General features: G+C 68.2%; 25 protein-coding genes. 7 read left to right on the top strand and 18 right to left on the bottom strand.

Features of this window, described 5'->3' with window-relative positions; genetic code table 11:
* Positions 1-3: 3 nt before the first annotated feature.
* The 3 genes from ACTHNC_RS10930 to ACTHNC_RS10920 form a co-directional block, all read right to left on the bottom strand.
* Positions 4-549, bottom strand: a complete 546-nt coding sequence (locus ACTHNC_RS10930) for a universal stress protein (RefSeq protein ID WP_440294624.1) — start codon at positions 547-549, stop codon at positions 4-6.
* A 108-nt stretch (positions 550-657) separates the two neighbouring features.
* Positions 658-2,304: a DUF222 domain-containing protein gene (locus ACTHNC_RS10925; RefSeq protein WP_440294623.1), complete on the bottom strand. Its 1,647-nt coding sequence runs from the start codon at positions 2,302-2,304 to the stop codon at positions 658-660.
* Positions 2,305-2,458: 154 nt separating this feature from the next.
* Complete coding sequence (locus ACTHNC_RS10920) at positions 2,459-3,502, bottom strand: DNA topoisomerase IB (RefSeq protein WP_440294622.1); 1,044 nt, start codon at positions 3,500-3,502, stop codon at positions 2,459-2,461.
* Between the two features lie 136 nt (positions 3,503-3,638).
* On the opposite strand from ACTHNC_RS10920, the gene prpB reads away from it, so the two are divergent.
* The 3 genes from prpB (at position 3,639) to ACTHNC_RS10905 (ending at position 6,141) form a co-directional block, all read left to right on the top strand.
* Positions 3,639-4,532: a methylisocitrate lyase gene (prpB, locus tag ACTHNC_RS10915; RefSeq protein ID WP_440294712.1), complete on the top strand. Its 894-nt coding sequence runs from the start codon at positions 3,639-3,641 to the stop codon at positions 4,530-4,532.
* Between the two features lie 200 nt (positions 4,533-4,732).
* On the top strand, positions 4,733-5,503 hold the full coding sequence (locus ACTHNC_RS10910; RefSeq protein WP_440294621.1) for a CoA transferase subunit A: 771 nt from the start codon (positions 4,733-4,735) through the stop codon (positions 5,501-5,503).
* A 2-nt stretch (positions 5,504-5,505) separates the two neighbouring features.
* Positions 5,506-6,141 (top strand): CoA transferase subunit B, encoded by a 636-nt coding sequence (locus ACTHNC_RS10905; RefSeq protein ID WP_440294620.1) that lies wholly within the window; start codon positions 5,506-5,508, stop codon positions 6,139-6,141.
* Between the two features lie 33 nt (positions 6,142-6,174).
* On the opposite strand, the gene ACTHNC_RS10900 is transcribed toward ACTHNC_RS10905, so the two are convergent.
* Together ACTHNC_RS10900 and ACTHNC_RS10895 are read right to left on the bottom strand one after the other, a co-directional pair.
* Complete coding sequence (locus ACTHNC_RS10900) at positions 6,175-6,618, bottom strand: DUF6789 family protein (protein WP_440294619.1); 444 nt, start codon at positions 6,616-6,618, stop codon at positions 6,175-6,177.
* Positions 6,615-7,802, bottom strand: coding sequence for an alcohol dehydrogenase catalytic domain-containing protein (locus tag ACTHNC_RS10895; protein ID WP_440294618.1), 1,188 nt, complete (start codon positions 7,800-7,802; stop codon positions 6,615-6,617). The genes ACTHNC_RS10900 and ACTHNC_RS10895 overlap by 4 nt, the downstream gene beginning before the upstream one ends.
* A 135-nt stretch (positions 7,803-7,937) precedes the next feature.
* Here ACTHNC_RS10895 and ACTHNC_RS10890 point away from each other — a divergent pair, with 135 nt between their 5' ends.
* From ACTHNC_RS10890 to ACTHNC_RS10880, 3 genes are all read left to right on the top strand, one after another.
* Entirely contained in the window at positions 7,938-8,201 is a 264-nt protein-coding gene (locus tag ACTHNC_RS10890) for a hypothetical protein (protein ID WP_440294617.1), read from the top strand.
* 96 nt (positions 8,202-8,297) lie between these two features.
* Positions 8,298-8,966 (top strand): response regulator transcription factor, encoded by a 669-nt coding sequence (locus ACTHNC_RS10885; protein ID WP_440294616.1) that lies wholly within the window; start codon positions 8,298-8,300, stop codon positions 8,964-8,966.
* 38 nt (positions 8,967-9,004) lie between these two features.
* Positions 9,005-9,973 (top strand): sensor histidine kinase, encoded by a 969-nt coding sequence (locus ACTHNC_RS10880; protein WP_440294615.1) that lies wholly within the window; start codon positions 9,005-9,007, stop codon positions 9,971-9,973.
* On the opposite strand, the gene ACTHNC_RS10875 is transcribed toward ACTHNC_RS10880, so the two are convergent.
* The 8 genes from ACTHNC_RS10875 to ACTHNC_RS10840 form a co-directional block, all read right to left on the bottom strand.
* Positions 9,921-10,769, bottom strand: a complete 849-nt coding sequence (locus ACTHNC_RS10875; RefSeq protein ID WP_440294614.1) for an FAD:protein FMN transferase — start codon at positions 10,767-10,769, stop codon at positions 9,921-9,923. The genes ACTHNC_RS10880 and ACTHNC_RS10875 overlap by 53 nt on opposite strands.
* The gene (locus ACTHNC_RS10870) at positions 10,766-11,290 is read right to left on the bottom strand and encodes an FMN-binding protein (RefSeq protein WP_440294613.1); all 525 of its coding nucleotides are present in this window, start codon (positions 11,288-11,290) and stop codon (positions 10,766-10,768) included. The genes ACTHNC_RS10875 and ACTHNC_RS10870 overlap by 4 nt, the downstream gene beginning before the upstream one ends.
* Before the next feature lie 25 nt (positions 11,291-11,315).
* Positions 11,316-12,758 (bottom strand): ferredoxin reductase family protein, encoded by a 1,443-nt coding sequence (locus ACTHNC_RS10865; protein WP_440294612.1) that lies wholly within the window; start codon positions 12,756-12,758, stop codon positions 11,316-11,318.
* A 120-nt stretch (positions 12,759-12,878) separates the two neighbouring features.
* Entirely contained in the window at positions 12,879-14,009 is a 1,131-nt protein-coding gene (locus ACTHNC_RS10860) for an acyltransferase (RefSeq protein WP_440294611.1), read from the bottom strand.
* Positions 14,010-14,291: 282 nt separating this feature from the next.
* On the bottom strand, positions 14,292-15,509 hold the full coding sequence (locus ACTHNC_RS10855) for a glycoside hydrolase family 27 protein (RefSeq protein ID WP_440294610.1): 1,218 nt from the start codon (positions 15,507-15,509) through the stop codon (positions 14,292-14,294).
* A gap of 2 nt (positions 15,510-15,511) precedes the next feature.
* Positions 15,512-16,255, bottom strand: coding sequence for an ABC transporter permease (locus tag ACTHNC_RS10850; RefSeq protein WP_440294609.1), 744 nt, complete (start codon positions 16,253-16,255; stop codon positions 15,512-15,514).
* Positions 16,256-16,282: 27 nt separating this feature from the next.
* Positions 16,283-17,089, bottom strand: a complete 807-nt coding sequence (locus ACTHNC_RS10845; protein WP_440294608.1) for a COG4705 family protein — start codon at positions 17,087-17,089, stop codon at positions 16,283-16,285.
* A gap of 49 nt (positions 17,090-17,138) precedes the next feature.
* Positions 17,139-18,701, bottom strand: coding sequence for a glycosyltransferase family 39 protein (locus ACTHNC_RS10840; RefSeq protein ID WP_440294607.1), 1,563 nt, complete (start codon positions 18,699-18,701; stop codon positions 17,139-17,141).
* A 147-nt stretch (positions 18,702-18,848) separates the two neighbouring features.
* Here ACTHNC_RS10840 and ACTHNC_RS10835 point away from each other — a divergent pair, with 147 nt between their 5' ends.
* Positions 18,849-19,583, top strand: a complete 735-nt coding sequence (locus ACTHNC_RS10835; RefSeq protein WP_440294606.1) for a phosphatase PAP2 family protein — start codon at positions 18,849-18,851, stop codon at positions 19,581-19,583.
* 18 nt (positions 19,584-19,601) lie between these two features.
* On the opposite strand, the gene ACTHNC_RS10830 is transcribed toward ACTHNC_RS10835, so the two are convergent.
* From ACTHNC_RS10830 to ACTHNC_RS10810, 5 genes are all read right to left on the bottom strand, one after another.
* The gene (locus ACTHNC_RS10830) at positions 19,602-19,736 is read right to left on the bottom strand and encodes a hypothetical protein (protein ID WP_440294605.1); all 135 of its coding nucleotides are present in this window, start codon (positions 19,734-19,736) and stop codon (positions 19,602-19,604) included.
* 133 nt (positions 19,737-19,869) lie between these two features.
* Positions 19,870-20,880 carry a sensor histidine kinase gene (locus ACTHNC_RS10825; protein WP_440294604.1) on the bottom strand — a complete coding sequence of 337 codons (1,011 nt, stop codon included), beginning with the start codon at positions 20,878-20,880 and terminating at the stop codon, positions 19,870-19,872.
* Positions 20,877-21,557 carry a response regulator transcription factor gene (locus tag ACTHNC_RS10820; RefSeq protein ID WP_440294603.1) on the bottom strand — a complete coding sequence of 227 codons (681 nt, stop codon included), beginning with the start codon at positions 21,555-21,557 and terminating at the stop codon, positions 20,877-20,879. The genes ACTHNC_RS10825 and ACTHNC_RS10820 overlap by 4 nt, the downstream gene beginning before the upstream one ends.
* Complete coding sequence (locus tag ACTHNC_RS10815) at positions 21,547-22,278, bottom strand: phosphatase PAP2 family protein (protein WP_440294602.1); 732 nt, start codon at positions 22,276-22,278, stop codon at positions 21,547-21,549. The genes ACTHNC_RS10820 and ACTHNC_RS10815 overlap by 11 nt, the downstream gene beginning before the upstream one ends.
* Positions 22,275-24,779: a CDP-glycerol glycerophosphotransferase family protein gene (locus ACTHNC_RS10810; RefSeq protein WP_440294601.1), complete on the bottom strand. Its 2,505-nt coding sequence runs from the start codon at positions 24,777-24,779 to the stop codon at positions 22,275-22,277. The genes ACTHNC_RS10815 and ACTHNC_RS10810 overlap by 4 nt, the downstream gene beginning before the upstream one ends.
* Positions 24,780-24,785 lie beyond the last annotated feature (6 nt).

The raw sequence follows: 24,785 nt of genomic DNA, 5'->3' as shown, positions 1-24,785 counted from the left end.
TGGCTATACCTCCCAGGGAAGCGGCTCGTCGTGGGCGACCGGGTCGAGCGGGATGACGATCACCGGGTGATGCTGTCGGTGAGCGAGGTGCACGGCGACCGATCCGTTGAAGAACTCGTGCGCCGTCGTCCGCAGCCCGCGTTTGCGGGTGCCGACGACGATGGCCAGGGCGTTCACCTCGTGCGCCAGCCTAGCCAGTTCGTGAGCCGGGTCTCCGGCCAGTGCTCGCAGGCTCCACCGGATGTCGGAATTCGCCAGGAGCGCCGTGACGTGTTCCGCCAGTCTCGGGTCGAACTCCTCCGTCACGGAGTCGGCCGAATCCGGATCGATGGGGAACGCGGACACCGTGCCGTCGGCGTTGCGCTTCGCCGTGTATCTCGTGGTGTCGACGTTCGCCAGAACGAGTTCGGCGCTCAGCATCCGAGCGAAGCGAATTGCCTCGATCAGCACGGTGTCGGACGCCGCATCGCCGGACTCGTTCGCCATGACGCCTACGACGAGCACGTGTTCTCGTGCGGAAGGTTGTTCTCGTGCAGCAGGTTCGGACATCCTCGACCGCCTCTCCCACGTCTTCAGAATGCGCCGCCAGCCGGATGCCGGCAATAGGGTTGCGCGGCCGGAGTACACGCTCCGAGAGCGCACTCGGGTAAGTGTGCCTCACGTGCGCGCGACCAGAGCCGCAGGCGGTGGGGCCGCCGTTCGTCCGCTGGCCGTCATGCAGCGTCGGAGTGTCCGGCGTCGATGATGGAGCCATGCCGCCGACTTCGAACGGAGTTCGATGGGGACGCGTTCCGGATCCACCGAAGCCGGCGGAATCAGCAGGTACCTCGTTCCGCCGGGTGACGTATCGCGTTCGATCTTCCATCCCTTGTTGTGAAGCAGAAGATGATGGAACTTGCATAGCAGAACGCCGTCGGCGACATCAGTACGCCCGTGATCTTTGGACCACGTGTTGTTGTGATGCGCCTCGCACGCCCATGCTGGGCTCTCGCACTCGGGCCAGAAGCATCCGCCGTCGCGCGCCCGAAGGGCCGTCCGCTGCTTTGCGGAGAAGAGTCGCTGTTCCCGGCCGAGATCGAGCGGATTCCCGCAACTGTCGACGATCAACGCCTGGGAGCCCGCGTCGCACAGACGAGCTTCCACGACGCCCAACGGGATCGCGTCGTCGCTTCCCTCGAGGTGCCCGATGCCATCGGCGATGCCGGATGGTGACTCGTCGTCGCGCGTGACCAATACACGCACCGCAGGACGATGAGTGCGGAATGTCGTAGATTCATCGCACTCGGCGCCGCATCGCAGCACCTCGAGCATGGTGTCGAACGCGAGCTGCTCGTTCGTGCGCGGGTCGTCCAGGAGCTTGTCCGCCTGGGCTCGCTCCTCCGCAGAGATGAATCGCGGGCCGCCGCGACGTGGACTGAGCGCAACGTCCAACACCTGTGTGGCGAAAACTCCCGAATCGTCGTCGAAGACGACGTAAGCGGTCAACTGACCCTCGTTGTTCCGGCGCATGATCCACGACCGGTTGTCGTAACGCCTCTGCCAACGTTCCTCGACGCCCGCCGGGTCGATCTCGTCGCGCAGCCGTCGCGCGGTGCGGAAGAGCTCATCGACGTGCATGGTTCGAGCCTCGTCGAGCATCTCTACGGCCGCTGCACGGAGCGTTTCCGAATCGCACGTCGGGCTCGGGCCGCCGAGGCCCCGGACGATCGCGTCGCCCGAGGCGGGAGCGATGACACCCGCCCCGACGGCCGAGGTCACCGGATGATTCCACGGCAGGGCGGCCGATGCCTTCGGTGCATCACCGCCCTCTCCGCCAGCACCGGCGACAGCGCCGGAGTCATCACCAGTCGGGGAGTCGTCGCTTCGGCTCGTGGCGCCACCGGGTGCCATGAGCAGCAGTTGCTCTGCCGCGTCGGCCTCTCCCATCGCCCCACCGAGGCGAACCTGTCGCGCGGCCTCACCCCGGCTGGAGCCGGTGATCGACTGAACGAAGCCGACGGCATTGCGATGCCCATTCCGCTGCGCGAGACCTGCCTGCCCCTGAGACCGTTCGGAGCGCTTGGCGGCGACTCCCGCGGCCACCGTGATGATCGTGTCGAACTCCGCGCGACCTCGTGCCGCGTCCGACATCAGCCGTGAAAGCGCGTCGTCATCGAGTGCTGTGATCTGCTGCACAAGCGATGGCACCTCACCCTGGTGCTGGTCTGGGCTCGCTAACGGTGGAAGCAGGTTCGCGGCAGAGCGCTGCAGAACGGAACACGCGCATTGCGTGGCTTCTTCGAGGCGCTCGACCGTTGAGGACATGCGTCCATACTATCTCGATTAATCGAACATAACAACGAGTGTTGATGGATTCAGAACGCGCTACTTGTGGACGGAGAGTCATAAGATCCGGACAGTGTGGGCTATTAATCGAAGATAAGTACGAATATGATTGAAGTGTTCAACATCCAACCCATCACCCGAGCAACGTGCACAGCGCCGCCTCGGGCGCGCCCTTCAGTGACAGCAGCTCCCCGTCGCGATACCGATCGAGTACCCGTGGATCGATGTAGCTCGCTCGGGCCACGGCAGGGGTGTTTCCGAGGGCTTCCGCTGCGGCGTTGACGGCGGCGCGGGCTGCGGCGTCCCGTTCGCGCTTCGTGCGCTGCGGGCCGACCTCGGCGAGGGCCGAAGCCGCGACGATCGTGCCGCGCAGGGTGCGGAAGTCCTTGGCGGTGGCATCCACTCCGGTGCGCAGACGGATGTAGTCGTTGACCTCTCCGGTGGTGAGCGCGTGCCAGCCGGAGGTGCGCCAGGCGATCGCCCTGCCCGTGGGGCGGCGCGCCCGGATGACGTCGCCGAGAAAGCGGGCGAGTTCGGCGTCCACCACCCGCGATTCGAATCGCTGACCGCTCTTGGAGGGGAAGTGCAGCGCGATCTCGTCGTCCTGCACGACCACGTCGCGGCACTGCAGCGTGGTGAGGCCGCGGCTGCCGTAGCGGCGCAGGTACTCCTCGCTGCCGATGCGGAGCGACACGCGGTCGATCACCCGGAACGCGGCGGCCAGCGCACGTTCATGGCCGAACCCCTCGCGCTTCAGGTCGCGAGTGACTGCGCGGCGCGCGGCAGGGAGCGCGCGGGCGAGCAGGAGGGCGCGGTCGAACTTGGCGGCATCGCGCTGCTTGCGCCAGTCCTCGTGGTAGAGGTACTGACGGCGTCCCGCATCGTCGGTGCCGACGGCTTGGATGTGTCCGCGCTCGTCCGTGCTGATCCACACCTCCTGCCACGCCGGTGGGATCGCGAGCGCGAGGATGCGGTCCAACTGGTGCCGATCGGTGAGGTGGCGTCCTCTGGCATCCACGAATCGAGGCGGGTCCGCGTTCACGCGATGGATGCCCGGCCCGTTCGGATCGCTCCGCTTCAGCCGCGCGCGCCGCACGACGGCGGCCGTGTCGGCGGTGGAGGCGACGGCGGATGCCCGATCGGCGCTGTCGTGCATTGCCTGATCCTCCGCCGTCATGCGGGCGATGTTAATCGGGTCGGGATGGCGCGTGGAGACGTTGACAGCGCAGGCTGTTACGTTCGAGGGGAAGCGCCGGCGATGGCGCGATGGCGCGCCGGGCGAGGCGCGACGGATGACGCGAAAGGCCGCATCGATGCTGTACTCAGGCAAGAGCCCCGCCGACAAGCGAGCGGATCTGCGGGCCGCGCTCGCTACCGGCAGGCTTCTGCGCTTCCCCGGTGCGTTCAACCCCCTCAGCGCGCGCCTCATCGAGCGCAAGGGCTTCGACGGCGTCTACATCTCCGGCGCGGTGCTCGCCGCCGATCTCGGGCTCCCCGACATCGGCCTGACGACGCTCACCGAGGTGGCCGGTCGCGCGAGGCAGATCGCGCGCATGACGGATCTGCCCGCCCTGGTCGACGCGGACACCGGTTTCGGGGAGCCGATGAACGTCGCACGCACCGTGCAGGAGCTGGAGGATGCCGGCCTCGCCGGCCTGCACATCGAAGACCAGGTGAACCCCAAGCGGTGCGGTCACCTCGATGGCAAGCAGGTGGTGGACGAGCAGACGGCATTGCAACGCATCCGAGCGGCGGTGGATGCCCGCAGGGACCCGAACTTCCTCGTCATGGCGCGAACGGACATCCGTGCGGTCGACGGCCTCCAGGCCGCGATCGACCGGGCGAAAGCCCTGGTGGATGCAGGTGCAGACGCGATCTTCCCCGAAGCGATGACGACGTTGGAGGAGTTCGCCGCCGTCCGCGCCGCGGTCGACGTGCCGTTGCTCGCGAACATGACGGAGTTCGGCAAGAGCGAGCTGTTCACGGTGCAGCAGCTCGCCGACGTGGGCATGAACCTCGTGATCTGGCCGGTGTCACTGCTGCGCCTGGCGATGGGTGCCGCCGTGCGCGGCCTCGACGAGCTGAACGAGAACGGGTCGCTCACCGGCAAGCTCGGCGACATGCAGCACCGTTCCGAGCTGTACGACCTGATCGACTACGAGGGCTACAACCGCTTCGACTCATCGGTCTTCGACTTCACGCTCTGAGCTTCGACCTGCCGATCGGCTTTGGTCGTGCCATGGTGGAGGTGAGCGCCTGCGGCCCGTCACGAAGCGGACCCCAGGCACATGTGAATCCCCGGGCGGTGCATCCCCAGAAGGGACTGCGCGAACCCTTCAGCAGGCAAGGAGGCCGGCATGCATGACCATCGGACGTTCCCGAATCGAAGCGCGGAGGTGATCGCGCCGTGATTGACAAGGTGGTCGGTTCTGCGGCCGAGGCGGTCGCCGACATTCCGAGTGGCGCGAGCCTGGCGGTCGGCGGGTTCGGGTTGTGCGGCATCCCGATGGTGCTGATCAACGCACTCCTGGAGTCCGGCGTCGACGAGTTGAGCGTCGTGTCGAACAACTGCGGCGTGGATGACTGGGGTCTCGGCGTACTGCTCGCCGCGCACCGCATCCGCAAGATGACGTCGTCGTATGTGGGCGAGAACAAGGAGTTCGAGCGACAGTTCCTGTCCGGCGAGCTCGAGCTGGAGCTGACACCGCAGGGAACGCTGGCCGAGAAGCTGCGGGCGGGCGGTTCAGGGATCGCCGCGTTCTTCACGCAGACCGGCGTCGGCACCCAGGTGGCGGAGGGCGGTCTGCCTCGCCGATATCACCAGGACGGGAGTGTCGCGGTGGCGTCGCCGGTGAAGCCCGTGCAGTCCTTCACCGTGAACGGTGTGGAGAAGGAGTTCGTGCTCGAGGAGGCGATCACCACGGACTTCTCGCTGGTGCACGCGAAGCTGGCAGACCGGCACGGGAACCTGGTGTTCCACGAGTCCGCCCGCAACTTCTCCCCGCTGGCGGCGATGGCCGGTCGGGTCTGCGCCGCGCAGGTGGAGCAGGTGGTGGATGCCGGCGCCATCGACCCCGATATGGTGCACCTTCCAGGCATCTACGTCGACCGGGTCGTGGTCGTCGGTCCGGATGTCGAGAAGCGCGTTGAGCGACGCACGGTGCGGAAGGCGGCCTGAGCATGGGGCTGAGCAGGGAGCAGATGGCCGCCCGCGCGGCACTGGAGCTGCCGGATGGCGCGTACGTGAATCTGGGGATCGGGTTGCCCACCCTGGTGCCGAACTACGTGCCCGAGGGCGTGACGGTGGTGTTGCAGTCCGAGAACGGCATCCTCGGCGTGGGACCGTATCCCACGGAGGAGAACGTGGACCCGGATCTGATCAACGCCGGCAAGGAGACCGTGACGTTGAACCCGGGTGCGGCGTTCTTCGACTCGGGTCTGAGCTTCGGGATGATCCGTGGCGGCAAGATCGACGCCGCGATCCTGGGCGCGATGCAGGTGTCGGTCACGGGCGACCTGGCGAACTGGATGATTCCCGGCAAGATGGTCAAGGGCCCCGGCGGCGCGATGGACCTGGTGCACGGGGCCCGCAAGGTGATCGTGCTGATGGAGCACGTGGCGAAGGACGGCTCCCCGAAGATCGTCAACCAGTGCACGCTGCCCTTGACCGGCAAGGGCGTGGTGGACCGGATCATCACCGACCTCGCCGTCATCGACGTCACCGACAGCGGACTCGTGCTCCGAGAACTCGCCCCCGACGTCACCGTCGAGCAGGTCACCGCCGCTATCGAACCACCGCTGCAGATCGCGGTGTGACGACGGCGTCAGCTGGCGCGGGTTTCGACGAGTTCAAGTGGTGAGCCGACGACGAAGGGCGAAGCCGAGCACGCTTCCGAACACGAGGTGCGCGGCGAACATGGTGCCGACCCGGCGCCGGTCGTCGCGGTGAGCGGGCGGAAGGATGCCCATGAGCGGCAGCCATCCTTCGTAGCCGACCAGCCAGACGAGCGCGCCGTAACCCGTGCCGGTCGTCACTCCTTGCATGATGCGGGGCAGCGCGACCCCGTACCCGATCGAAGCGGCGGTCCCGTCGCCGAAGTGAGCGACGGCGGCGAGCACGCGGTTCTCGCGCTCCGGAATGTCGGGCAGGAACGCATCCACGATGAGCTGCGGCGGCTGGCGGTCGATGGTCTTCACCTTGTACGCGATGCCGAGCACGGCGCTCATCGCGGCCGTCGCGGCGAGCCCCGCGCCGATGCCCCTTGCGACGTTCGCCAGAACGGTGTTGTTCATGAGGCCATCTCCGGGTGCAGAACGACCTTGATGCAGCCGTCCTTCTTGTCGCGGAACGTCTCGTACAGCTCCGGCGCATCCTCCAGCGGCGCGTCGTGGGTCACGAGGTCCTCCGTCCCCAACGGGTCTTCAGGGTCTTCGACGAGCGGAAGGATGTCGTCCCGCCAGGTCTGCACGTTGCCCTGGCCCATGCGCAGCTCGACCTGTTTGTCGAAGAGCTGCATGAGCGGCAGCGGGTCGGCTGCACCCGCGTAGACGCCGCCGAGCGACAGGGTCCCGCCGCGCCGGACGGCGTCTATCGCCAATCTCAGTGCGGCGAGCCGGTCCACTCCGGTGGTCGTCATGAGCCTCTTGGCGAGTGCGTCGGGGAGGATCCCCGCCGCCGACTGTGCGAGCGACGCTGCCGGACTCCCGTGTGCCTCCATGCCGACCGCGTCGACGACGGCATCCGGGCCGCGCCCGTCTGTGGCCTCGCGAAGCCAGTCCGCGACATCCTCGCTTAGGTCGAAGGTGTCGATGCCGTGCCGCTCGGCCATGGCTCGGCGCTCCGGCACCGGCTCGACCGCGACGACGCGGTGGCCCCGGAGCCGGGCGATGCGTGAGACGAACTGGCCGACGGGTCCGAGGCCGATGACGCCGAGCACGCCGTCTGGCGGAAGGCCCGCGTACTCGACCGCCTGCCACGCCGTGGGAAGGATGTCGCTGAGGAACAGGTACCGTACGTCGGGCAACTCGTTCCCCACCTTCAGTGCGTTGTAGTCGGCCAGCTGCACGCGCATCCGCTCCGCCTGTCCACCGGGAACGGAGCCATACAGCTCGGTGTACCCGTAGAGGCTGGCGCCTGTTCCGTGCTCGTGGTTCTGCGTGGTCTCGCACTGGCTCGTGAGTCCCCTGACGCACATGAAGCAGTCCCCGCACGCGATGACGAACGGCACGACGATCCGGTCCCCGACGGCGACGCGGTGCACGTCGGATCCGACCTCCTCGACGATCCCCATCGGCTCGTGTCCGAGCACGTCGCCGGGGGAGAGGAACGGCCCGAGCACATCGAAGAGGTGCAGATCGGAACCGCAGATCGCGGTCGAGGTGACGCGCACGATGGCATCCGTCGGTGCCTCGATGATCGGATCGGGTACGTCGACGACCTCGACTCGCTTCGTGGACTGCCAGGTGAGAGCTCGCATCCTCCATCGCTACGCCCCGGCCGACGCGTGCAGAACGGGTCGCCAGCGGGTTGCGATCGTGATATGCGCGCAACCCCTTGATGCCCCTCGGCGCTCGCGGGAGCCTTGCGCCGATCGCGAGGGGAAGGATGCGGCATGCGCGACGAGAGGAACATCGAGCGGCAGACCTCGTACAGCCCGTCGAGCGAGCGAGAGACGGAGGTGCGCCAGCACGAGTCGCCGAAGGGCGACGAGGCGCTGAACGACCCGGACATCGACAAGTCCGCCGTGAAGGCGGGGCCTGGCGAGGGCGGTCCGGACGACGCCGGCGACGTCGAAGCACCACCTGACGAGGTCGGCGACATCGACGACGTGATGCGCCGAGGGGAACGCGGCCTGCACGACGGAAGCGAGGGCTGACCGAAAAGCCTGAGGCAGACATCCACTGGCTCGGAATGCGGTACCAGGCTGCCGCGCGGCGTGCGCTGGCCCGTCGCAGTGTGATGTGCTTCTGACATGCCCTACGATCCGCGCCCTGGCATCCTGTACGTCGAGGATGACCGCGAGATCGCGGGCATGGTCATCGAGGTGCTATCCGAGACGTACGACGTCGACCATGTCACCGACGGCGAGACGGCACTGCGACACGCGTTGCTGGAGAACTACGACGCCCTTGTCGTCGATCGGAGGCTCCCGGGGTCCGATGGGGTCGACCTCGTGCGCGCGGTGCGGAAGGCGCAGATCACCACGCCGATCCTGCTGCTGACGGCCCTGGATGCCACGCGGGATCGCGTCGAGGGCCTGGATGCCGGCGCCAACGACTACCTCGTCAAGCCGTTCGACTTCGACGAGCTTCTGGCGCGGCTGCGAGCACTCCGGCGCGGATTCCGCGCGGAGGGACAGCGACGTTACGTGGCGGACTGGCTGTACGTGCCCGACTCGCAGGCCATGTACTCGCAGGGCGGCTCGCGCGTCGCGTTGACCACCACCGAGAACGCCCTGCTGAAGCTGCTCACCGACAGTCCGGAGCACGTGTTCACCCGTGAGGAGATCCTCGCATCCGTCTTTCCGGGCGGCGAGAGTCCCGGTTCCGTCGACACGTACGTGCACTTCATCAGGCGCAAGACGGCGAGAGAGGTCATCGAGACCGTTCGAGCGCGCGGATACCGGGCCGGTTCGACATGAGCGACGATCAACGGCGCGCACGGAGAGCCTCGCTCTCCGTGGGGCTCTTCGTCGGCGTCGCCTCCGCGGTGATCATCGCGGCGGGCGTCGGCATCCTGCTCGCGGTCATCCTCGCCACCGGCCGGCACGAGGGCGGCCCGGGCGCTCCGGGTGGCCCACCGGATGGGCGACGCTTCGTGGGCGACAGCTTCGTCGTCGACGTGGACCGCGTGCTGCCCTGGGTGATCGGCCTCGGCATCGTCGGAGTCGCACTGCTCGCCGTCGTCGGCTGGCTGGCCGCACGCCGCGCCTCGCGGCCACTGTCGGATGCCCTGACCCTGCAACGACATTTCGTCGCCGACGCGAGCCACGAGCTGCGCACGCCGCTGACGGCCCTGAGCAGTCGCATCCAGCTGCTGCAACGCCGCCACGACCGCGGACAGCCGATCGATGAAACCCTGGTGGAACTGCGCCGCGACGTCGGCGCCATGACGGCGCTCCTCACCGATCTGCTGCTCACCGCTGAGGGGGCAGCCGTCGCGCCCGAACGACCGGTGCTCGTGGCGGACGCCGTCCGGCAGGCGATCGACGCGATGGAGCCCTTGGCTGAGGATGCCGATGTGCGGCTCGCCGCCGACATCGAATCGGATGTCGCGGTGGAGGTCCCTGCGACGACGATCGCCCGGGTGGTCATCGCCCTGATCGACAATGCGGTGCAGCACGCGCCCGCGCAGACCGCCGTGACCGTGCAGGTCGGGAGGCAGGACGCGTTCGCGACTGTGCGGGTTCGGGACGAGGGCGGCGGTATCCGGGGCATCGACCCTGACCGCGTGTTCGACAGGTTCGCCCGCTCCGGCGAGACGGGCAGACGGCGCGGCTTCGGCATCGGCCTCGCCCTCGTTCGGCAGGTCGCTACTCGCTACGGGGGCAGCGTGGACGTCGAGCTGACCTCTCCCGAAGGAACGGTATTCCTGCTCAGGCTGCCGGCGGCAGGTGCGGAACGGAAGCGGACCCGCCCAACGTCGTGAGCTCGACTCCACGCGCGAACCGTCGCACACCGCCGGTGGGGGAGACGACGAGGCCCGACTGCACTCGTGGCGCCGTGATCCACGAGAGGTCGTGGAATCCGGCGATCACGGCCGTGGTCGCCCACAGGTCCGCGTCCGTGGCACCGTCGGCCACGATGGTCGCTGAGGCCACGGAGAGCGCAGGCGAGCCGGTGCGTGGATCGACGATGTGAGATCCACGCTCGGCCGTGCCGGACGTGGCGACCGCTCCCGTACGCACTTCCACGGTCGCGACCACCTCGCCGGCTCTCCGCGGATCGGCGATGCCCACGCCCCACGACCAGTCCGAGCCGGGAGCCGTGTACAGCTGCATGTCGCCGCCCACACCCAGCCCCACTGCCTGCACGCCGGCGCGGCCGAGCAGCGGGCGCAAGGCTCGCTCGGTCGCTGTCTCGATCGCCCAGCCCTTGACGTACCCGGTGGGATCGAACCAGCCCTGATGCCAGGCATCGAAGAGGCCGCCCGTCGCCTGCTTCGCCTCCACGCAAGCGCCATGCACGAGCGCCACGCGCGGGTCTGCGGAGGCGAGATCGAGCTCGCCGGCGCGCAGACGCGAGACGTCGGAGTCCGGCCGATACGTCGAGAACACCCGATCCAGGTCGTGCAGCTCGTCGAAGCATGCGCGAACCGCGACCTCGAGCTCCTCGGGGAGCGCGGCATCGGACGAAGCGGAGCGGTCGACGATGAGATGGATGCTCGCCACCGTACCCATCACCTGATCGGTTCGCACCTGGCGTCGTCGGTCGATAGAGGTCATGATTTCGCCTGATCGAGAGCGCTCTGCAGCGACTGCTCGTATCCGTCGCTCGTGAACGTCGCGCCGGAGACCATGTCGATCTTCGCGCTCTGCGCGCTCAGCGTCTCGGAGACGAGCTGCGGGACCGCCTGCTGGTTGATTTCCTGGTCGCGGAAGCTCTCGGTGGGGTAGGTGGGCACATCCACCTGCGTGATCTTTCCGCCCGACACGGTCACGCGCACCTGCACAGGACCGTACCGGGTGTCAACGGACTGCCCCGTGAACGTGCCGTCCTTGAGGCCGCTGGAGGAGGCGGAGGCCGAGGGAGACGCGGAGGAGGTCGACCCGCTCTTCGTCGAGCTCGAGCTCGAGTTCGAACTCGACGAGGACGCCGACGACGAACCGGAGCCGCTCGTCGAGGAACCGGAGCCGGTCGTGCTCGTCGCCGACGTCGGATTCACCGCCTCGAGCGACGTGCGGTAGCTCAGCAGCAGCACGGTGCCGGTCACGGTGGCCAGCAGCCCGTAGATGATCTTCTTCATCGCGTGAACTCCATTCCTCGCCCGGTCACACCGAGAACCGTTCCGTGTGGATGCGCGCCGCCGGCATGCCCGCCGCCCGCAGATCGTGAGTGACGCTGCGCATCCACGGCTCGGGCCCGCAGACGTACGCGTCGTACTCCTCGAGATCCGGCGCCAGGTAGCGGATCAGCTCGGCACCCGGCCAGTCGGAATGGGATTCCGGGAGCCAGACGGATGCCCCCCTCGAGCGCCGGCCGTCCAGCCGCGCGTACCGAAGGCCTCGCCCACGCACCAGCTCGCCGATCGCTTCTCCGCGCAGGCCGTCGCCCGGCGCACGGTCGCGCACGACGAGCGTGGCCTCACCGGGCGCATAGGGCTCAGACTCGAGAAGGGACACGAGCGGAGCCACTCCCGCTCCGGCGCCCAGCATGATCAGCTTGCGACCCCGCCGGTCGCGGCCGGTCAGCCGGCCGAACGGTCCCTCGAAGACGACCCGCGTGCCTGGTCGCATGCGCGCCAGCCGTCGGGTGCCGTCGCCCAGCACCCGCGCGGAGATCGCCAGCTCATCCCCGCTGGGAGCCGCGGTCAGCGAGAACGGATGTCCGCGCATCCAGCCCGGTCCGTCCAGGAAGCGCCAGACGAAGAACTGACCCGCCTCGGTGCGCAGCCTGCTGAGCCCGCGGCCCTGCATGCGCACCAGAACACCACGGTCGCCGTCGGGCTCCACCGACGCGACCCGAACGCTGTGCCGCATCGATCGCACCACAGGCACCACTACGCGATACACGACGACGCTGGCGGCCGCGAGCGCCCACAGCGTCCACCAGTAGACGGTGGCGGGCGCCGACGACAGGAAGTCCGCGCCGGTCCAGAGCATGTGGGGGATGGAGAATCCGACGCCGAGGTAGGCGTACAGGTGCAGCAGGTGCCACGACTCGTAGCGGATGCGCCGCCGCGCTCGCCGCATCGACGTCACGACCACGAGGATCAGCAGCGCCGTCCCGGCGGTCGCCAGCAGCATGCCAGGGTAGTCCCACACGAACTGCCACGCCTGCACCACGAGGTTCGTTCCGCTCTCCGCGGCGTAGCCGATCGTGATCAGCACGATGTGGCCGAGCATGAGCCAGAACGACCAGAAGCCGACCAGTCGGTGCATCCTCGTCATGCCGTCACGGCCGAAGCCGCGCTCGAAGAGCGGGATGCGTGCCATGAGCAGCACCTGGTACAGCAGCAGGTTGGCTGCGACGAGGCCGGTGATGCGGCCGAGCGTGTCGATGGTGTCGGCGTTCCAGCGCAGCAGATCCTCCACCGCGCCGCCGCCCACCCAGAGCGCCACGACGAAGAGGCTCGTCAGCCACACCACCGAGACCGCGCCGACCCGCCACCAGTCGGTGGCGGCGCGGCCACGTTCGGCGGGAACGGCCCAGCCGACGCCGGTGCTCGGGGCGTCGGACGAGAGCCGGGAAGGTTCCTGTCGATACGTGGTCATACTGCGATGGTGCTGGCGCCGTTTTGAGACGACTGCAAGAATCGCACCTCTCCCAGGCACGTCAAAGAACATGCATAGGCATGTACAGGGGCGGCGATTCGCCGTTGCGTCGCGCGGGATTCAGGGGTTGTTCTTGCGGCGCGTGGCGCGCGGGCGACCGGCGAGCGGAAGGCTCAGGATGCTCCGCCGCGACGCGTCAGCGATGCCCAGCGCCCCGAGCGCGACGATCGGGTACGCCACGAGCGTCGACACGAGCGGCGGCCATGAGCCCAGTAGTGCGCCGGCGAGTCCGAGCAGGGCCCACAGCACGAGCGGATGCGCGAGGAAGACGCCGAACGACCGGTCGGAGAGGTAATCGAGGGTGCGATGCGGTGCGTCCGGCTTGCGATCCACCCACCAGGCGCCGATCGCCAGCAGGGCGACGCCGGCCACGGCGGACCACGCGATCACGACCGGCTGGTACGCGGTCGCGGCCCGGTAGGCGGAATAGCCCCACTGCAGCTGAAGCAGATAGACGCCGATCGCGGCTGCCGCTGCGAGCGGCGTGACGATCGCGATGAGGCGCCGATGGTCGCGCACCCACTGCAGCGCGGCCTCCGAGTGGTAGGCCGCGACGGCGCCGCCGATGATGAACGCCTGGTAGTTGATCACGTTGCTGAACAGGTTGATCCAGTGCAGCGAGCCGGGCTTGTAGGCATCCAGGGCGCTGATCGTCAGCTGCACGGCGAACGCGAGCGAGACGAGCAGCCAGTGCCAACGGCGGGTCGCCTTCACGAGCCAGACGAGAAGCGGGAACAGCAGGTAGATCTGCATCGTGACGAGCAGGAAGTACAGGTGGTAGTACGCCGTCCCGGTCAACGTGGCATAGAGGAAGCGCAGCACGAATCCGCCGAGGTCGAACGGTTTGCCGATCGCGCTGATGACGCAGTAGATGAACGACCACACCACGTAGGGCACGCCGACCAGCAGGAACCGCTTCGGCCAGAACTGGCGCATGGGCTTCGGCTTGCGCAGGTAGCTGAACGTGAGCACGAATCCGGTCAGCGCGAAGAACACCTCGCGCGTGAAGTGCAGAAGTGTCAGGGAGGCGACGATCGGCACGCTTCCGCGCGAGGTGTGACTGATCACGTGCACCGCGATGACACAGGCGAAGGTGAGTACACGCACGACCTCGAGCTCGTAGAGCTTGCGTCGAGCCGGATGCGCCGCCACCGTTACGTGTCGTCTCCTGTTGGTGATGGATTCGTGCATGTTGCCGAGGATTTCCAGGGGTTCGGGACCTGAACACCCTAGGGCATGCGGCGCCTGGGTGAATTCTGAGAGCCCTATGGAAAGGCTGATGCCAAGGCGTGTCTCCCGGTTCGGATCGGTCCTCGCGGGAGACGATTCCTGACCTCGAAGGGGGTGCCGTGACGATCTGGGCATGGGTGACCGTGGGGTTCATCGTCGCCGCGATGGGACTCGGCGCGCTCTTTCTGACGGCCGCGATCGTCTCGGCGCGTGAACAGCGAGCCCGGAGCGAGGCCGACCCTGCTACGACCTCGGCGAAAGCCGATACATCGCGGTCGCGTGCGACGCTAAACCAACACTGACCCGATCGGTGCCGTCCGAAGGCCGGCCCGACTTCGTGCCGGTCCAGGCATCCTCGGCCGTGAAGCCGGAGCCCATTCCGAGGCTCTTCCCTGTCACCGTGAACCGCTGCGGGCTCGCGCTCAGATTCGTGATGGTGAGTGACGACGACCCATCGGCAAGGCGTTTGAGCAGAACGAGCTCGGTCGAGGACGAACGGATGATCGTGGGAGCGGCGCCGAGAGCGTCCTGATCGATCCGGATGACGCCACGCGCGCCGAGGATGCGCAAGGACTCCGGCGATGCCGTGCGCAGGTCGCAGCCGATCAGGAGCGGCGCCGACAGCTGCGCCCAGAGTGCGAAGTGGCTGCGCTGCTCGTCGTCGCTCATGCCGCCGTTGCCCACCTCGAGCATGTCGGGGTCGTTCCAGAACCCGGGGGAGGCGAGGTGCGCGACCTTCAGCGTCGACCGCACGATCGAGACCACAGAGGCCCAGTCGTCCTGGATGTCGGGCGTGGTGCGGGAGAGGTCGGACACCCAATGCCGCCATGCTGGAACCGGCTGTTCCGGCTTGTCGTGGATGCTGAGCACGATCGGCCGCCCTGTCGCGTTCAGCGCGGCGCGCATGCGGGCGAACGCGTGCTCGTGCCCCACGCCCTCCCGGTCGGCGGCGCACCAGTCGTACTTCAGGTAGTCGACGCCCCAGGAGGCGAACGTGTCCGCGTCCTGCTGCTCGTGCCCCAGGCTGCCGAGGCGGCCCGGGTAACCCTGGTACCGCTCAGCGCACGTCTGCGCTCCCGGCGCGGCGTAGATGCCGAACTCGAGGCCCTTCGCGTGCACGTAGGCGGCCAGTGCGGCGATGCCGTCCGGGAATCGCTTCGGGTCCGCACGCAACGCGCTGTCCCTGCCGCGAGTCGGCGCCTGCCAGCAGTCGTCGACGTTCACGTACCGGTAGCCGGCCGAGCGCAGGCCGTCCGTGGCGATCGCGTCGGCGGCCGCCTTGACGTCGGCCTCGGTGACGGAGCAGCCGAAGTGATTCCAGCTGTTCCAGCCCATCGGCGGCGTGGCGACCTCGGGGGCGGCACCGACGGATGCCGGCGAGCACGCCGTCAACGTCGCGCCCGCGATGCAGAGGGCCACCGATGCGGCGACCAGCCTGAACCGTGCGACGAGGCGGGGCACGCTCACACCAGGGCCGCGGGCTTCACCCGTACCGGCGACATCCAGAGCGCGACGATCACCGCCGTGATCGCCCCGGTCGCCATGATGGATGCCAGCACGACGATCTGGAACCGGCCCGCCTCCAGCGGCGAGACGCCTCCGAAGATCGCGCCGACGAACGCGCCGGGCAGGGTGACCAGCCCCGTCGTCTTGGTCTGGTCGGTCGATGGGATGAGCGCCGCGTAGACCGCGTCGCGCGCCAGCTCGTGCGTGGACTGGCGCGGAGTGGCGCCCAGAGACATCCATGCCTCCACCTGGTCCCAGCGGTCGCGCACGAGCTCGACGAACCGGCGGCCGGCCAGTGTGGCGATCGTCATCGTGTTGCCGATCACGATGCCGCCGATCGCCAGCACGTAGCGCGCCGAGAACTCGATCGTGCCGGTGACGAACACGATCGTGAGCGTCAGGGCGATGCCTGCCGCCATGGCCGACACGATCATGAGCGCGTGCTGCAGCGTCCACCCGATGCGCCGGATGGCCGTCGCGCACGCCACGCCGAACATCACGATCAGGGCGAGCGCCACCCACCAGCCGTTCGTGATCACGCCGGTGAGGATGATGCTCACGACCGCCAGCTGCAGGATGCCGCGCAGTACTGCCAGTGCCGGCGCCCAGTGGTGCGGTGCGCCGTAATACCAGAGCACCCCGGTGGCGAGCGCGATGAGCACGGCGATGCCGATGAGGCTGTTCACCAGCACAGAGGTCATGAAAAGGAGCTTATGGGCGACGCGCCCCTACGATTCGACTCCCGTGAACGTGCCGCCGGCGAGCGCGCGTTGCCTGCGGGGTGCCCGCAGGTACATGAACCCGACGAGCGCGGCCATCAGAAGCACGAGCGCGAGCGCCACAACGCCCTCGCCTGCGCCGAGGCCGCCGTCGACTCGCGGCTTTCCGAGGAAGTCCGCGATCGAGGCGCCGAGCGGGCGTGTGACCACGTAGGCGAACCAGAAGCAGAACACGCCGTTCCAGCGCGCGAACCGGAAGCCGAGGGCGGGAATGAGGATGACCACGGCGAACACCACGATGGACGCCAGGTAGCCCATGCCGAGGCCGATCGCGGTCAGGTCGCCGAGCGCCGTGCCCATCGCGAACGTGGCCACGACGGCAGCCCAGTACAGCAGCTCGCGGCGCGGCGTGACGATGTCGTGCACCGACAGCGTGTGCTCGAGACGCCGCCAGAGCAGGAAGACGGCCGCGAGAACAACGGCGTAGAACGTGGTGCTGATCGCATAGGGCACGCCGAGCGCGACATGCATCACGTCGGCCGCCATGGTGCCGAACACGCCGACCATACCCACCGTCAGCCAGTACGACCACGGTGTGTACCTGCCGCGCGTGAGTTGCACGATCAGCGCGATCACGAACAGGGCGAATCCGCACAGCACGGCCACCACCGGTGGCAGCACGTGGATGGAATAGTCCGAGACGGCCTCGCCCATCGCGGTCGAGACGGCCTTGGTGATCCAGAAGACCGGCGTCGGGTCGGGAACGCGGGGGAGTCGAGGGCTGCTGCTATGGCGGGCGGTGGCGAGTCGTGTCATCCGTTGTCTCTGTGATCGGGGGAGTTGGGGGTGTCGGTTCGGGATGCGGTCAACGCGTGAAGAGGTAGATCACGCTTCGATGCAGGGAGTACTTCGCGGTCTCGTGGTAGCCCAGCTGCTCGAGCGACTGGGTGCCCCACAGGTAGACATGGCCGGGCATGGAGTACTCGACGACCCACACCCGGTCGATGCCGTGGAACCGGCCGAGTGCCGCAGCCTGCTCAACCGTGTAGGCGGAGTCGTACCAGGTGTGGTTCTGTGCGTACGGCACGCGCAGCGTGACGTCCTTCACCGTGGAGAACGCCGCCGGATCCGTGCTCATGGCGAGCCGGGTGCGCCGGGAGGGCCGCACGCCTTCGTCGAACACGATGCCGTCGCCCTGATGCGCGTTCGCCTGAACCGTCGCGGCGATCTCGTTCCAGTCCGACTCGTTCATCGAGTACGGGCCGCGCTGGCTCGCCCAGACCGGCGCGGCCGCGACCAGCACGGCCGCTATGCCGATGATGCCCACCCAGCGACGTCCGGTCAGGCTGACGAGGCGGTCGATGCCGGCGGCGATGAGGATGGCCGCGGCCGGCGCTGCAATGGTGCCATACCTAGCGGTGAAGCCGTGGACGACGACGCTGGTCGCGATCAGGATGCCCATCGGCAGCACGAGCCAGCACAGGCCGAGCAGCACGACGTCGGGCTTCTCGGTGCCGAGGCTGCGCACCGGTGCGGCACCTGCCGCGAGGGCTCGCGCCTCCCGGCGGTCCCGTTCCGTGCGCAGCACCAGGTCACCGACCGCCACGAGGATGAGGAGCCAGCCCACGATCGCGAACGGAACGGCGCCGAACCACATCTGCACGAAGACGGATGACGAGGTCACCTGCGCCTCATCGGCGAGATAGGAGACCTGAGCGCGTTCCAGATACGCGAACACGAGCAACGGAGCGGACGCGAGCACGACGAGGCCGGTTGCCGTCACGAACCCGCGGAGGTGCCTCCGCGCCGTCGGGGTCATGACGAGGAACGCGCCGATCGCAATGACGATGAGCAGGTTGTAGAGGAACAGGTAGGTCGCGAAGACGAGCACGATGCCGAACGCCGTCCACAGCGCCGGACTCCGTCGCTCCTGCAGCGCGATCTCGACGACGATCGCGCACAGCACGGCGCACAGCGCGGCGTCCGTAGCGTACGACCGCGCCTCCTCACCGGCGTAGGTCAGGCGCGGAAGCACGGCGGCGACGATGCCGGCGATCACGGCGAACCGTGCCCCGCGCATCCTGCCGCCCATCCAGGCGACGGCGGCGGCGCCGATGCCCACGCCGACCGCGCTGGGCAGACGGATGGCGAACGGTGAGGTTCCGGCGAGATGCACCCAGAAGTGCAGCAGCACGTAGTACAGGCCGTGCACGGCATCCACGTGCCCGAGCATCATGAAGAGGCTGCCGAACGAGCGCTGCGCCGAGAGCAGGCTGGCGGCCTCGTCGCCCCACAGGGAAGGGATCCAGGAGCCGATCAGGCTGACCGCCATGGCGACCGCGCCCGCCGCCACAGCGATGACGCCGAGACGGCGTCGCTCGCTCATGCGGACGGCGCTGACGACCGGTGCGGTGGCAGTGTCGACCATGCTCGCAGTCAAATCGCGCGGATCCAAGAACCGGCTAAGACCTGCGGGTTCGGCGTGCTTCCTGTCAGCATTCGAAAGAAGGGGAGCGGAGTCTGGGCCGCGCGCTTTCTTAGACCACGATGAGGATGTCTGCACAAGCATGGCGGCGTGGATGCACGAACACGCACCGCGCCATCGCTCCCGGCGGCGGCCGGCGTACGGGAGACTCAGCGCGCCCAGCGTGCGCTGGCGCCGTTGAGGCATCCCGCGGTCTGGATCGCTGCAGGGGCCGCCGCGATGGCACTCGTGCTCGTAGCGGGCGTCGTGCTCGACGGGCATCCGTCGTGGTCCGCCGCCGAGATCGCCGTCGACCAATGGGCCGGTGTCGGCTCGTCGGCGCTCGTCGGCGTCGTGGCGCTCGTCTTCGACATCACGGTCAGCACGGCCGCCGGCATCGTTCTGCTGCTGATCGCCGCTCTCATGGTGTATCTGATGGCGGATGGGACGACTGCGTTCGTCTTCCTCGGCGGCGTGTGCCTGGCCTGGTTGGCCTCACTCGCCGTCTCGCTGGCCGTGAACCGCCCGCTCCTCGAACTGTCGGCCGGGCACACCGTCGTCGCGCCCGATGCCCTCGACTACCCGAGCACGCCCACCGCATTCGGCACGGCCACCGTCATCGGGCTGCTGCTCGCCGCCCGCGGAAGCAACTGGCGCTGGCTCGTGGCGCTCGCCGGCGGCATCGCCCTCGCCGTCTCGCTCTGGGCGAGGCTCTATCTGGCGGCCGGTTACCCGACGGATGTCGTCGCCGGCGTCCTGGTCGGCGCCGCGGTCGCCGCGATCTACTACCCGGTCATGCTCGATCTGGTGCTGCCGGCGGTGCGCCGCAGAATCGGGTCGCGCTGACAAGCGCGACCGGCGACGTCACTCGTCCGAATCGTCCACGTCGTCCGGTGCCGCTTCCTCGTTCCGCAGGCGCCGCTCGTTGCCCAGCAGCGCCAGCGCGAAGAAGGCTGCGCCGGCGAGCAGGGTCGCGCCAAGGGTCGCGGTCGCAGTCATCCATCTGACGCCCACATGTCCTCCCGGATCTCCTGGCGAGTGTTTCAGTCGTCGTCACAGTTTCGTCTCAGAACAGCTTCGTCTCAGAACAGCTTCGTCTCACTGCGGCGCACGGATGCCCGCCTCGCGACGTTCACGCCCGCGGCAGCGTCAGTGTGAACGTGGTGCCCGCCGCGGAGCTGTCGGCGACCTCGATCCGTCCGCCGTACCGGTCGGCGATGTCCCGCACGAGCGCGAGCCCGATGCCGAATCCCGATCGGGTGCCGTCCCGGGCGGCGCCGTCTCCGTGCGCGAACCGTTCGAAAAGTCGCTGAGGGTCGATGCCCACGATCCCCTCCCCGTGATCGCGCACCGAGAGGGAGAAGTACCCGCGGTCTCTCGCCGTTGCGAGCACGACCTCGACGGAGCCGCCCTCCGGGGAGGGCGCGATCGCATTGTCGACGAGCGCGACGATGCAGCGTCGCAGGGTGCTGGTGGGCACGCGCGTGTGAATTCGCTCGAGCTGGGCGTCATCGTCGCCGATCACGCTCAGCGTGATGCCGCGCTGGTGGGCGATCATCCGCAGATCCGCGATCGTTGCTCGGGTCAGCGCCGCCACGGACGTCGGCCGGTCGGGTTCGGCCTCGGCGGGCGGTGCTGCCGTGAGCAGCAGGTCGGTGATCACGTCGCCCAGCACGCGAACGTCGTCGCGCAGGCCGGCGAGGTTCTCCGCCGTATCGGCCCCTGCTTCGATCTCCTGCCCGAGCAGCTCGACGCGTGCCGCGACCACCGCGACGGGCGTGCGCAGCTCGTGGCTGGCATCCGCTACGAACGTGCGTTGGATGCGCAGCGCTTCGCCGAGCGGACGCACCGCGCGGCGCGCGATCACCCAGCTCATCAGCCCGGCCAGCGCGATGGCGATGACGCCGACCACGATCAGGGCGACGAGCATCTCGTTCGCGTCGACGTAGATCTTCGTCTGCCCTGGCGCAGGCTTCTCGAGCAGCTCGCTGGGCTCGGACTGCTTCGTGATGAACGCCACGGAGAGCGCCACGACGAGTACGACGATGGCGGCCGCTGCAACCGTGATCTGGGCCGTCACGACCCGCGAGGCGCGGGAGATCGCGGCGGCGTCCGCTCCGTCGTCGCGCCGCCGCCGGCTCACAGCTGTCCCAGGCGGTAGCCCCTGCGCCGCACCGTCAGCACGATGTCGCGATCGGTCTTGCGCCGCAGGTAGTGCACGTAGGTGTCCACGGTTCCCGGCTGGTCGTCGGCGCTGAACACCGCGCGAAGGATCTGCTCCCGGGTGAATGTGCGCTCGGGATTCTCGGCGAACAGCCGCAGCAGCGCGCACTCGCGAGGGGTCAGCAGGATGCGTCCGATGTGCGGCGAGTAGATGCATCCGTCGTCCGGATAGAACGTCCACTCGCCGACCGGGAGGCCCGCGCCCTGCGGATCGAACCGCCTGGTGAGCGCGCGCAGCCTGGCCAGCAGTTCGTCGAACTCGAACGGCTTCACGAGGTAATCGTTCGCGCCGGCGTCGAGTCCGTCGACCTTGTCGGCGGTGGTTCCGAGCGCGGTCAGCAGCATGATGGGCGTCGCCACCCGCTCGTTCCTGACCTTCCGCACGATGCTCAGGCCATCCAGCGAGGGGAGCCGCCGGTCGATCACCATGACGTCGTGGTCACCGCTGAGCGCTCGTTCGTAGCCCTGCTGCCCGTCCGCGACCAGCTCGACCTCGAACGATGCCTGCAGCACCTTCGCCATGAGCGGGCCGAGTCGAGGGTCGTCCTCGACGAGCAACAGGAACGGGCGTGTCTCGCCGCTGGAGCTATTCCCCATGGATCGCACCTTCTGTTCCGGTTCGTCCGGCTGTTCCGGTCCGTCTCGCGCCCATGCCGCGGCGTCCGCGCACCGACGGCATCGCCACATTCAGAATCAGGGGTATCACGATGCCTGCGACGGAGACCGTCAGCAGCACGGCGGCCGTGACATCCGTCGGAAAGTGCACACCGAGATACATCCGCGACCAGGCGACGAGCACCACGAGACCCGAGCCGAGAACGATGACCACCCACTCGTATCGCCAGTCGCGCAATGTCAGGAGCAGGGCCAGCACGATCGCGCACGCGAACGCCGTGTGCCCGCTCGGAAAGCTGAAGCTGGTGGGAACATCCACCACCGTCGCTGAGAGGTGCGGCCGCGGGCGCTGCACCAGGAACTTCATGCTCTCCGTCGCTCCCCAGCACACGCCGACCATGACGGCGAACACCAGCGCCCGCGTGAACGAGCGGGTGAGCGCCCAGAGGGCGACCGCGATGATGAACGTCAGCGGGGCCGCGATCGGTGGCGAGAAGAACCACGCGATGAACTCCGCCAACGCGAGCCCGACAGCCACGTGGGTCGCCGAGATGGAGTCCAGCAGACCCGTTTCCCACACCGTCCAGTGCGGTGCACGCGTCACGGCGAACCCGACCGCTCCGGTGAGCACGATGCCGCACAGCCCGAGCACGAGGAGCGGAATCGGATGCCGCACGGGGCGCAGCGGGTCGCTTCCGGTCATCCGGCGCTCTGCCTCGCGACGTCGGCGATGCCGTTGAACTCGTCGGCGACCTCCGCTCGGTAGGCGTCGGCATCCAACTCGCTGGGTGGTACGTCCCCGTTCAGGTAGGCGAGCATGCCGTCGGCCAGCGCCGAATCGGTCTGGCCCACCACGTGGATCGCGCCGGATGGCAGTGCGTCGTGCACCGAGGCGAACGCGGTCGAGACGATCGGCAGACGGCACACGGCAGCCTCCAGAAGCACCATCGGCTGCCCCTCGTACACGCTGGAGAGCACGAAGCAGTCGGCCGCGGCCAGGATCGCGAACGGGTTCTGATACGCGCCGACCAGTGTGGCCACCTCAGTGAGCCCGAGCTCGTCGATCAGCGCCTGAAGCTCGTCGCGCAACGGTCCGCCGCCCACGATCAGCAGCCGGGCATCCGGATGCCTGTCATGCACGGTCGCGAACGCGCGGATCAGCCGTGCGTGGTTCTTCTCCGGCGACAGGCGCCCGACCGTCACGAACCAGCGTCCGTCGTGCTGCTCCAGCTGCCGCACCCAGTCGGGTACGAGCACCTCCTCGGTCTCCGGGTCGATCGGGTGCCCGTCGAGCTCGGCCAACGGCTGCTGCATTCCGGCGAGCACCCGCTCCACGTTGGGGAGGTTTCGCACGGTCACGAAGCGGTCGGCCGGCGCGAACTCCGCGAGCTCGTTGCGGTTCAGGTCCGTCAGCCGTGGCGAGACCGAGACCAGCTGGTCGTACGAGCGGTACAGCGAGAAGACGTGACCCAGGCTGCGCAGCATGCGCTTCTTGCCATTCACCTCGCGGTGCCGGTCGGCCGCCATCTCGTTGTGCAGCCAGATCGCTCGCGGCGCGTCGGGGGAGTGCAGCAGGAGTGTCGCCCAGAACGGGCCGTACCCGCTGAAGTCGGCGACCCAGTCGAACTTCGCGTCTCCGAACACGCGCTTCCACTCGTCGTCCCACAGCGCCTTGTAGCGCAGCGGGTCGTCGTGCTGCAGCACATCGCCGCGGCGCTCGTCGAGCTTGCGCCGCACGTGCGAGAGCTTGCTGCCGTTCATGCCGCCGACCCGGTAGATCTGCCGCACCTGCGGAGGGATGAGCGCCTGGTTCGCGCGCGCCCAGCCGCGACGCGAGTACGACATCAGCGCGGTCACGTCGTAGTGCTCGTGATCGATGCCCGCCAGGAGGTTCATCGCGGCGGTGGTGATGCCGTTGGAGCGCATCCCGCCCAAATAGAGGAGCAGTCGGCGGCGGCCGTCGTTATCGGCAGGCCGCACGTCGTGGCCATCGGTGATGCCCTTGAAGACGACGTCGATGACACGCCGCGTCGCTCCACCGTCCTCGTGCGAGGAGAACCGCTCTTGCCACTGCTCGTACCGTTCTGTGAGCGGCTCGCCCTTCAGCAGTCGCTCCATGGCCCGGCCGGCCTCCGCAGCGTCGTCGATCACCGGCCCCGGCAGTTCCTCCGGCGGGAAATAGGTGCCGCGAGTCTCGGTGTACTCGGCGGCGTCGGGCGTGTAGAAGACGATCGGCTTCCCGGTGGCGAGGAAGTCGAAGAAGATCGAGGAGTAGTCAGTGATGAGCCCGTCGCACACGCCGAGGATCACGTTCGTCGGCAACGAATTGGGGGCGAGGATGCGCCGCAGCTCGGGTCTGGATGCCGCGAATCCGTGCACGATCTGGTGCGTCTTCAGCAGCACGACGTAGTCGGGACCCAGCTCGCGCTGCAGACGCTGCACGTCCACGATCAGCTGGTCGACGTCATCCTCTGGCCGTCCGAAGGTCTCTCCGTGCCAGGTCGGCGCGTAGAGCACGATGCCTCGCCCATCGAGTTCGGCTCCTGCTCGCTCCAGCGCAGCCCGCACGCGTCCGATGCCGGGGCTGTCGAGCCGCTGTCGGTCGATTCGGGGGTAGCCCTCGATGATGATGCGTCCGGCATAGACGTTGCGCAGCCGATAGGCATCCTCGTACATGCGCTCGGCCATGAAGTCGTTGGCGGCGAGCAGGAAGTCGGCAGCGAGGAAGTTGCGCAGGGTGTTAGCCGAGTCGAGCGCACCGTCCGGCATGTCGAAGCCCATCTGCTTGAGGGGCGTGCCGTGCCAGGTGTTCAGGTACACCTGGCCCGGGCGCTTGCTGAACTCGGCAGGGAAGGTCGCGTTGTTGACGAGGTACTGGCTGGTGGCGAGCGCCTTGTAGTACGCACCGCTTCGGTAGCGCACGAACGTGACGCGCGGGTCGTTCACGAACTCGCTCGCGAGCTCGGGGGCAGAGTCGCGTTCGGCCAGCGCCCACACGTGTTCGAAGCCTGCGAACTCCGGGTCGGCGATCAGGCCACGGAAGATCGCCTCCGGGTTGCACAGGGCTCCGTTGCCCGAGAACGATTCGTACAGCACCGTGCCAGGTCGCACCGGCTGCTTGCGCCAGTATGCGTGCCTGTCGTACTCGGCAGCGCGCTTGAGTTTTCGCGCTTGTCGGCGGATGCGGGCGAGCGGTGACTTCACTAACGA

Source organism: Humibacter sp. (assembly GCF_051954055.1).
Taxonomy (GTDB): Bacteria; Actinomycetota; Actinomycetes; order Actinomycetales; family Microbacteriaceae; genus Humibacter.
Note: the sequence above shows the minus strand (reverse complement) of the source record. Positions and strands in the feature narration are given on the sequence as shown.

Coding starts and splice junctions, on each gene's coding strand:
- ACTHNC_RS10930 (WP_440294624.1), bottom strand. CDS start 549: ATGTCCGAACCTGCTGCACGAGAACAACCTTCCGCACGAGAACACGTG.
- ACTHNC_RS10925 (WP_440294623.1), bottom strand. CDS start 2,304: ATGTCCTCAACGGTCGAGCGCCTCGAAGAAGCCACGCAATGCGCGTGT.
- ACTHNC_RS10920 (WP_440294622.1), bottom strand. CDS start 3,502: ATGACGGCGGAGGATCAGGCAATGCACGACAGCGCCGATCGGGCATCC.
- prpB (WP_440294712.1), top strand. CDS start 3,639: ATGCTGTACTCAGGCAAGAGCCCCGCCGACAAGCGAGCGGATCTGCGG.
- ACTHNC_RS10905 (WP_440294620.1), top strand. CDS start 5,506: ATGGGGCTGAGCAGGGAGCAGATGGCCGCCCGCGCGGCACTGGAGCTG.
- ACTHNC_RS10900 (WP_440294619.1), bottom strand. CDS start 6,618: ATGAACAACACCGTTCTGGCGAACGTCGCAAGGGGCATCGGCGCGGGG.
- ACTHNC_RS10895 (WP_440294618.1), bottom strand. CDS start 7,802: ATGCGAGCTCTCACCTGGCAGTCCACGAAGCGAGTCGAGGTCGTCGAC.
- ACTHNC_RS10890 (WP_440294617.1), top strand. CDS start 7,938: ATGCGCGACGAGAGGAACATCGAGCGGCAGACCTCGTACAGCCCGTCG.
- ACTHNC_RS10885 (WP_440294616.1), top strand. CDS start 8,298: ATGCCCTACGATCCGCGCCCTGGCATCCTGTACGTCGAGGATGACCGC.
- ACTHNC_RS10875 (WP_440294614.1), bottom strand. CDS start 10,769: ATGACCTCTATCGACCGACGACGCCAGGTGCGAACCGATCAGGTGATG.
- ACTHNC_RS10870 (WP_440294613.1), bottom strand. CDS start 11,290: ATGAAGAAGATCATCTACGGGCTGCTGGCCACCGTGACCGGCACCGTG.
- ACTHNC_RS10865 (WP_440294612.1), bottom strand. CDS start 12,758: ATGACCACGTATCGACAGGAACCTTCCCGGCTCTCGTCCGACGCCCCG.
- ACTHNC_RS10860 (WP_440294611.1), bottom strand. CDS start 14,009: ATGCACGAATCCATCACCAACAGGAGACGACACGTAACGGTGGCGGCG.
- ACTHNC_RS10850 (WP_440294609.1), bottom strand. CDS start 16,255: ATGACCTCTGTGCTGGTGAACAGCCTCATCGGCATCGCCGTGCTCATC.
- ACTHNC_RS10845 (WP_440294608.1), bottom strand. CDS start 17,089: ATGACACGACTCGCCACCGCCCGCCATAGCAGCAGCCCTCGACTCCCC.
- ACTHNC_RS10840 (WP_440294607.1), bottom strand. CDS start 18,701: ATGGTCGACACTGCCACCGCACCGGTCGTCAGCGCCGTCCGCATGAGC.
- ACTHNC_RS10830 (WP_440294605.1), bottom strand. CDS start 19,736: ATGACTGCGACCGCGACCCTTGGCGCGACCCTGCTCGCCGGCGCAGCC.
- ACTHNC_RS10820 (WP_440294603.1), bottom strand. CDS start 21,557: ATGGGGAATAGCTCCAGCGGCGAGACACGCCCGTTCCTGTTGCTCGTC.
- ACTHNC_RS10815 (WP_440294602.1), bottom strand. CDS start 22,278: ATGACCGGAAGCGACCCGCTGCGCCCCGTGCGGCATCCGATTCCGCTC.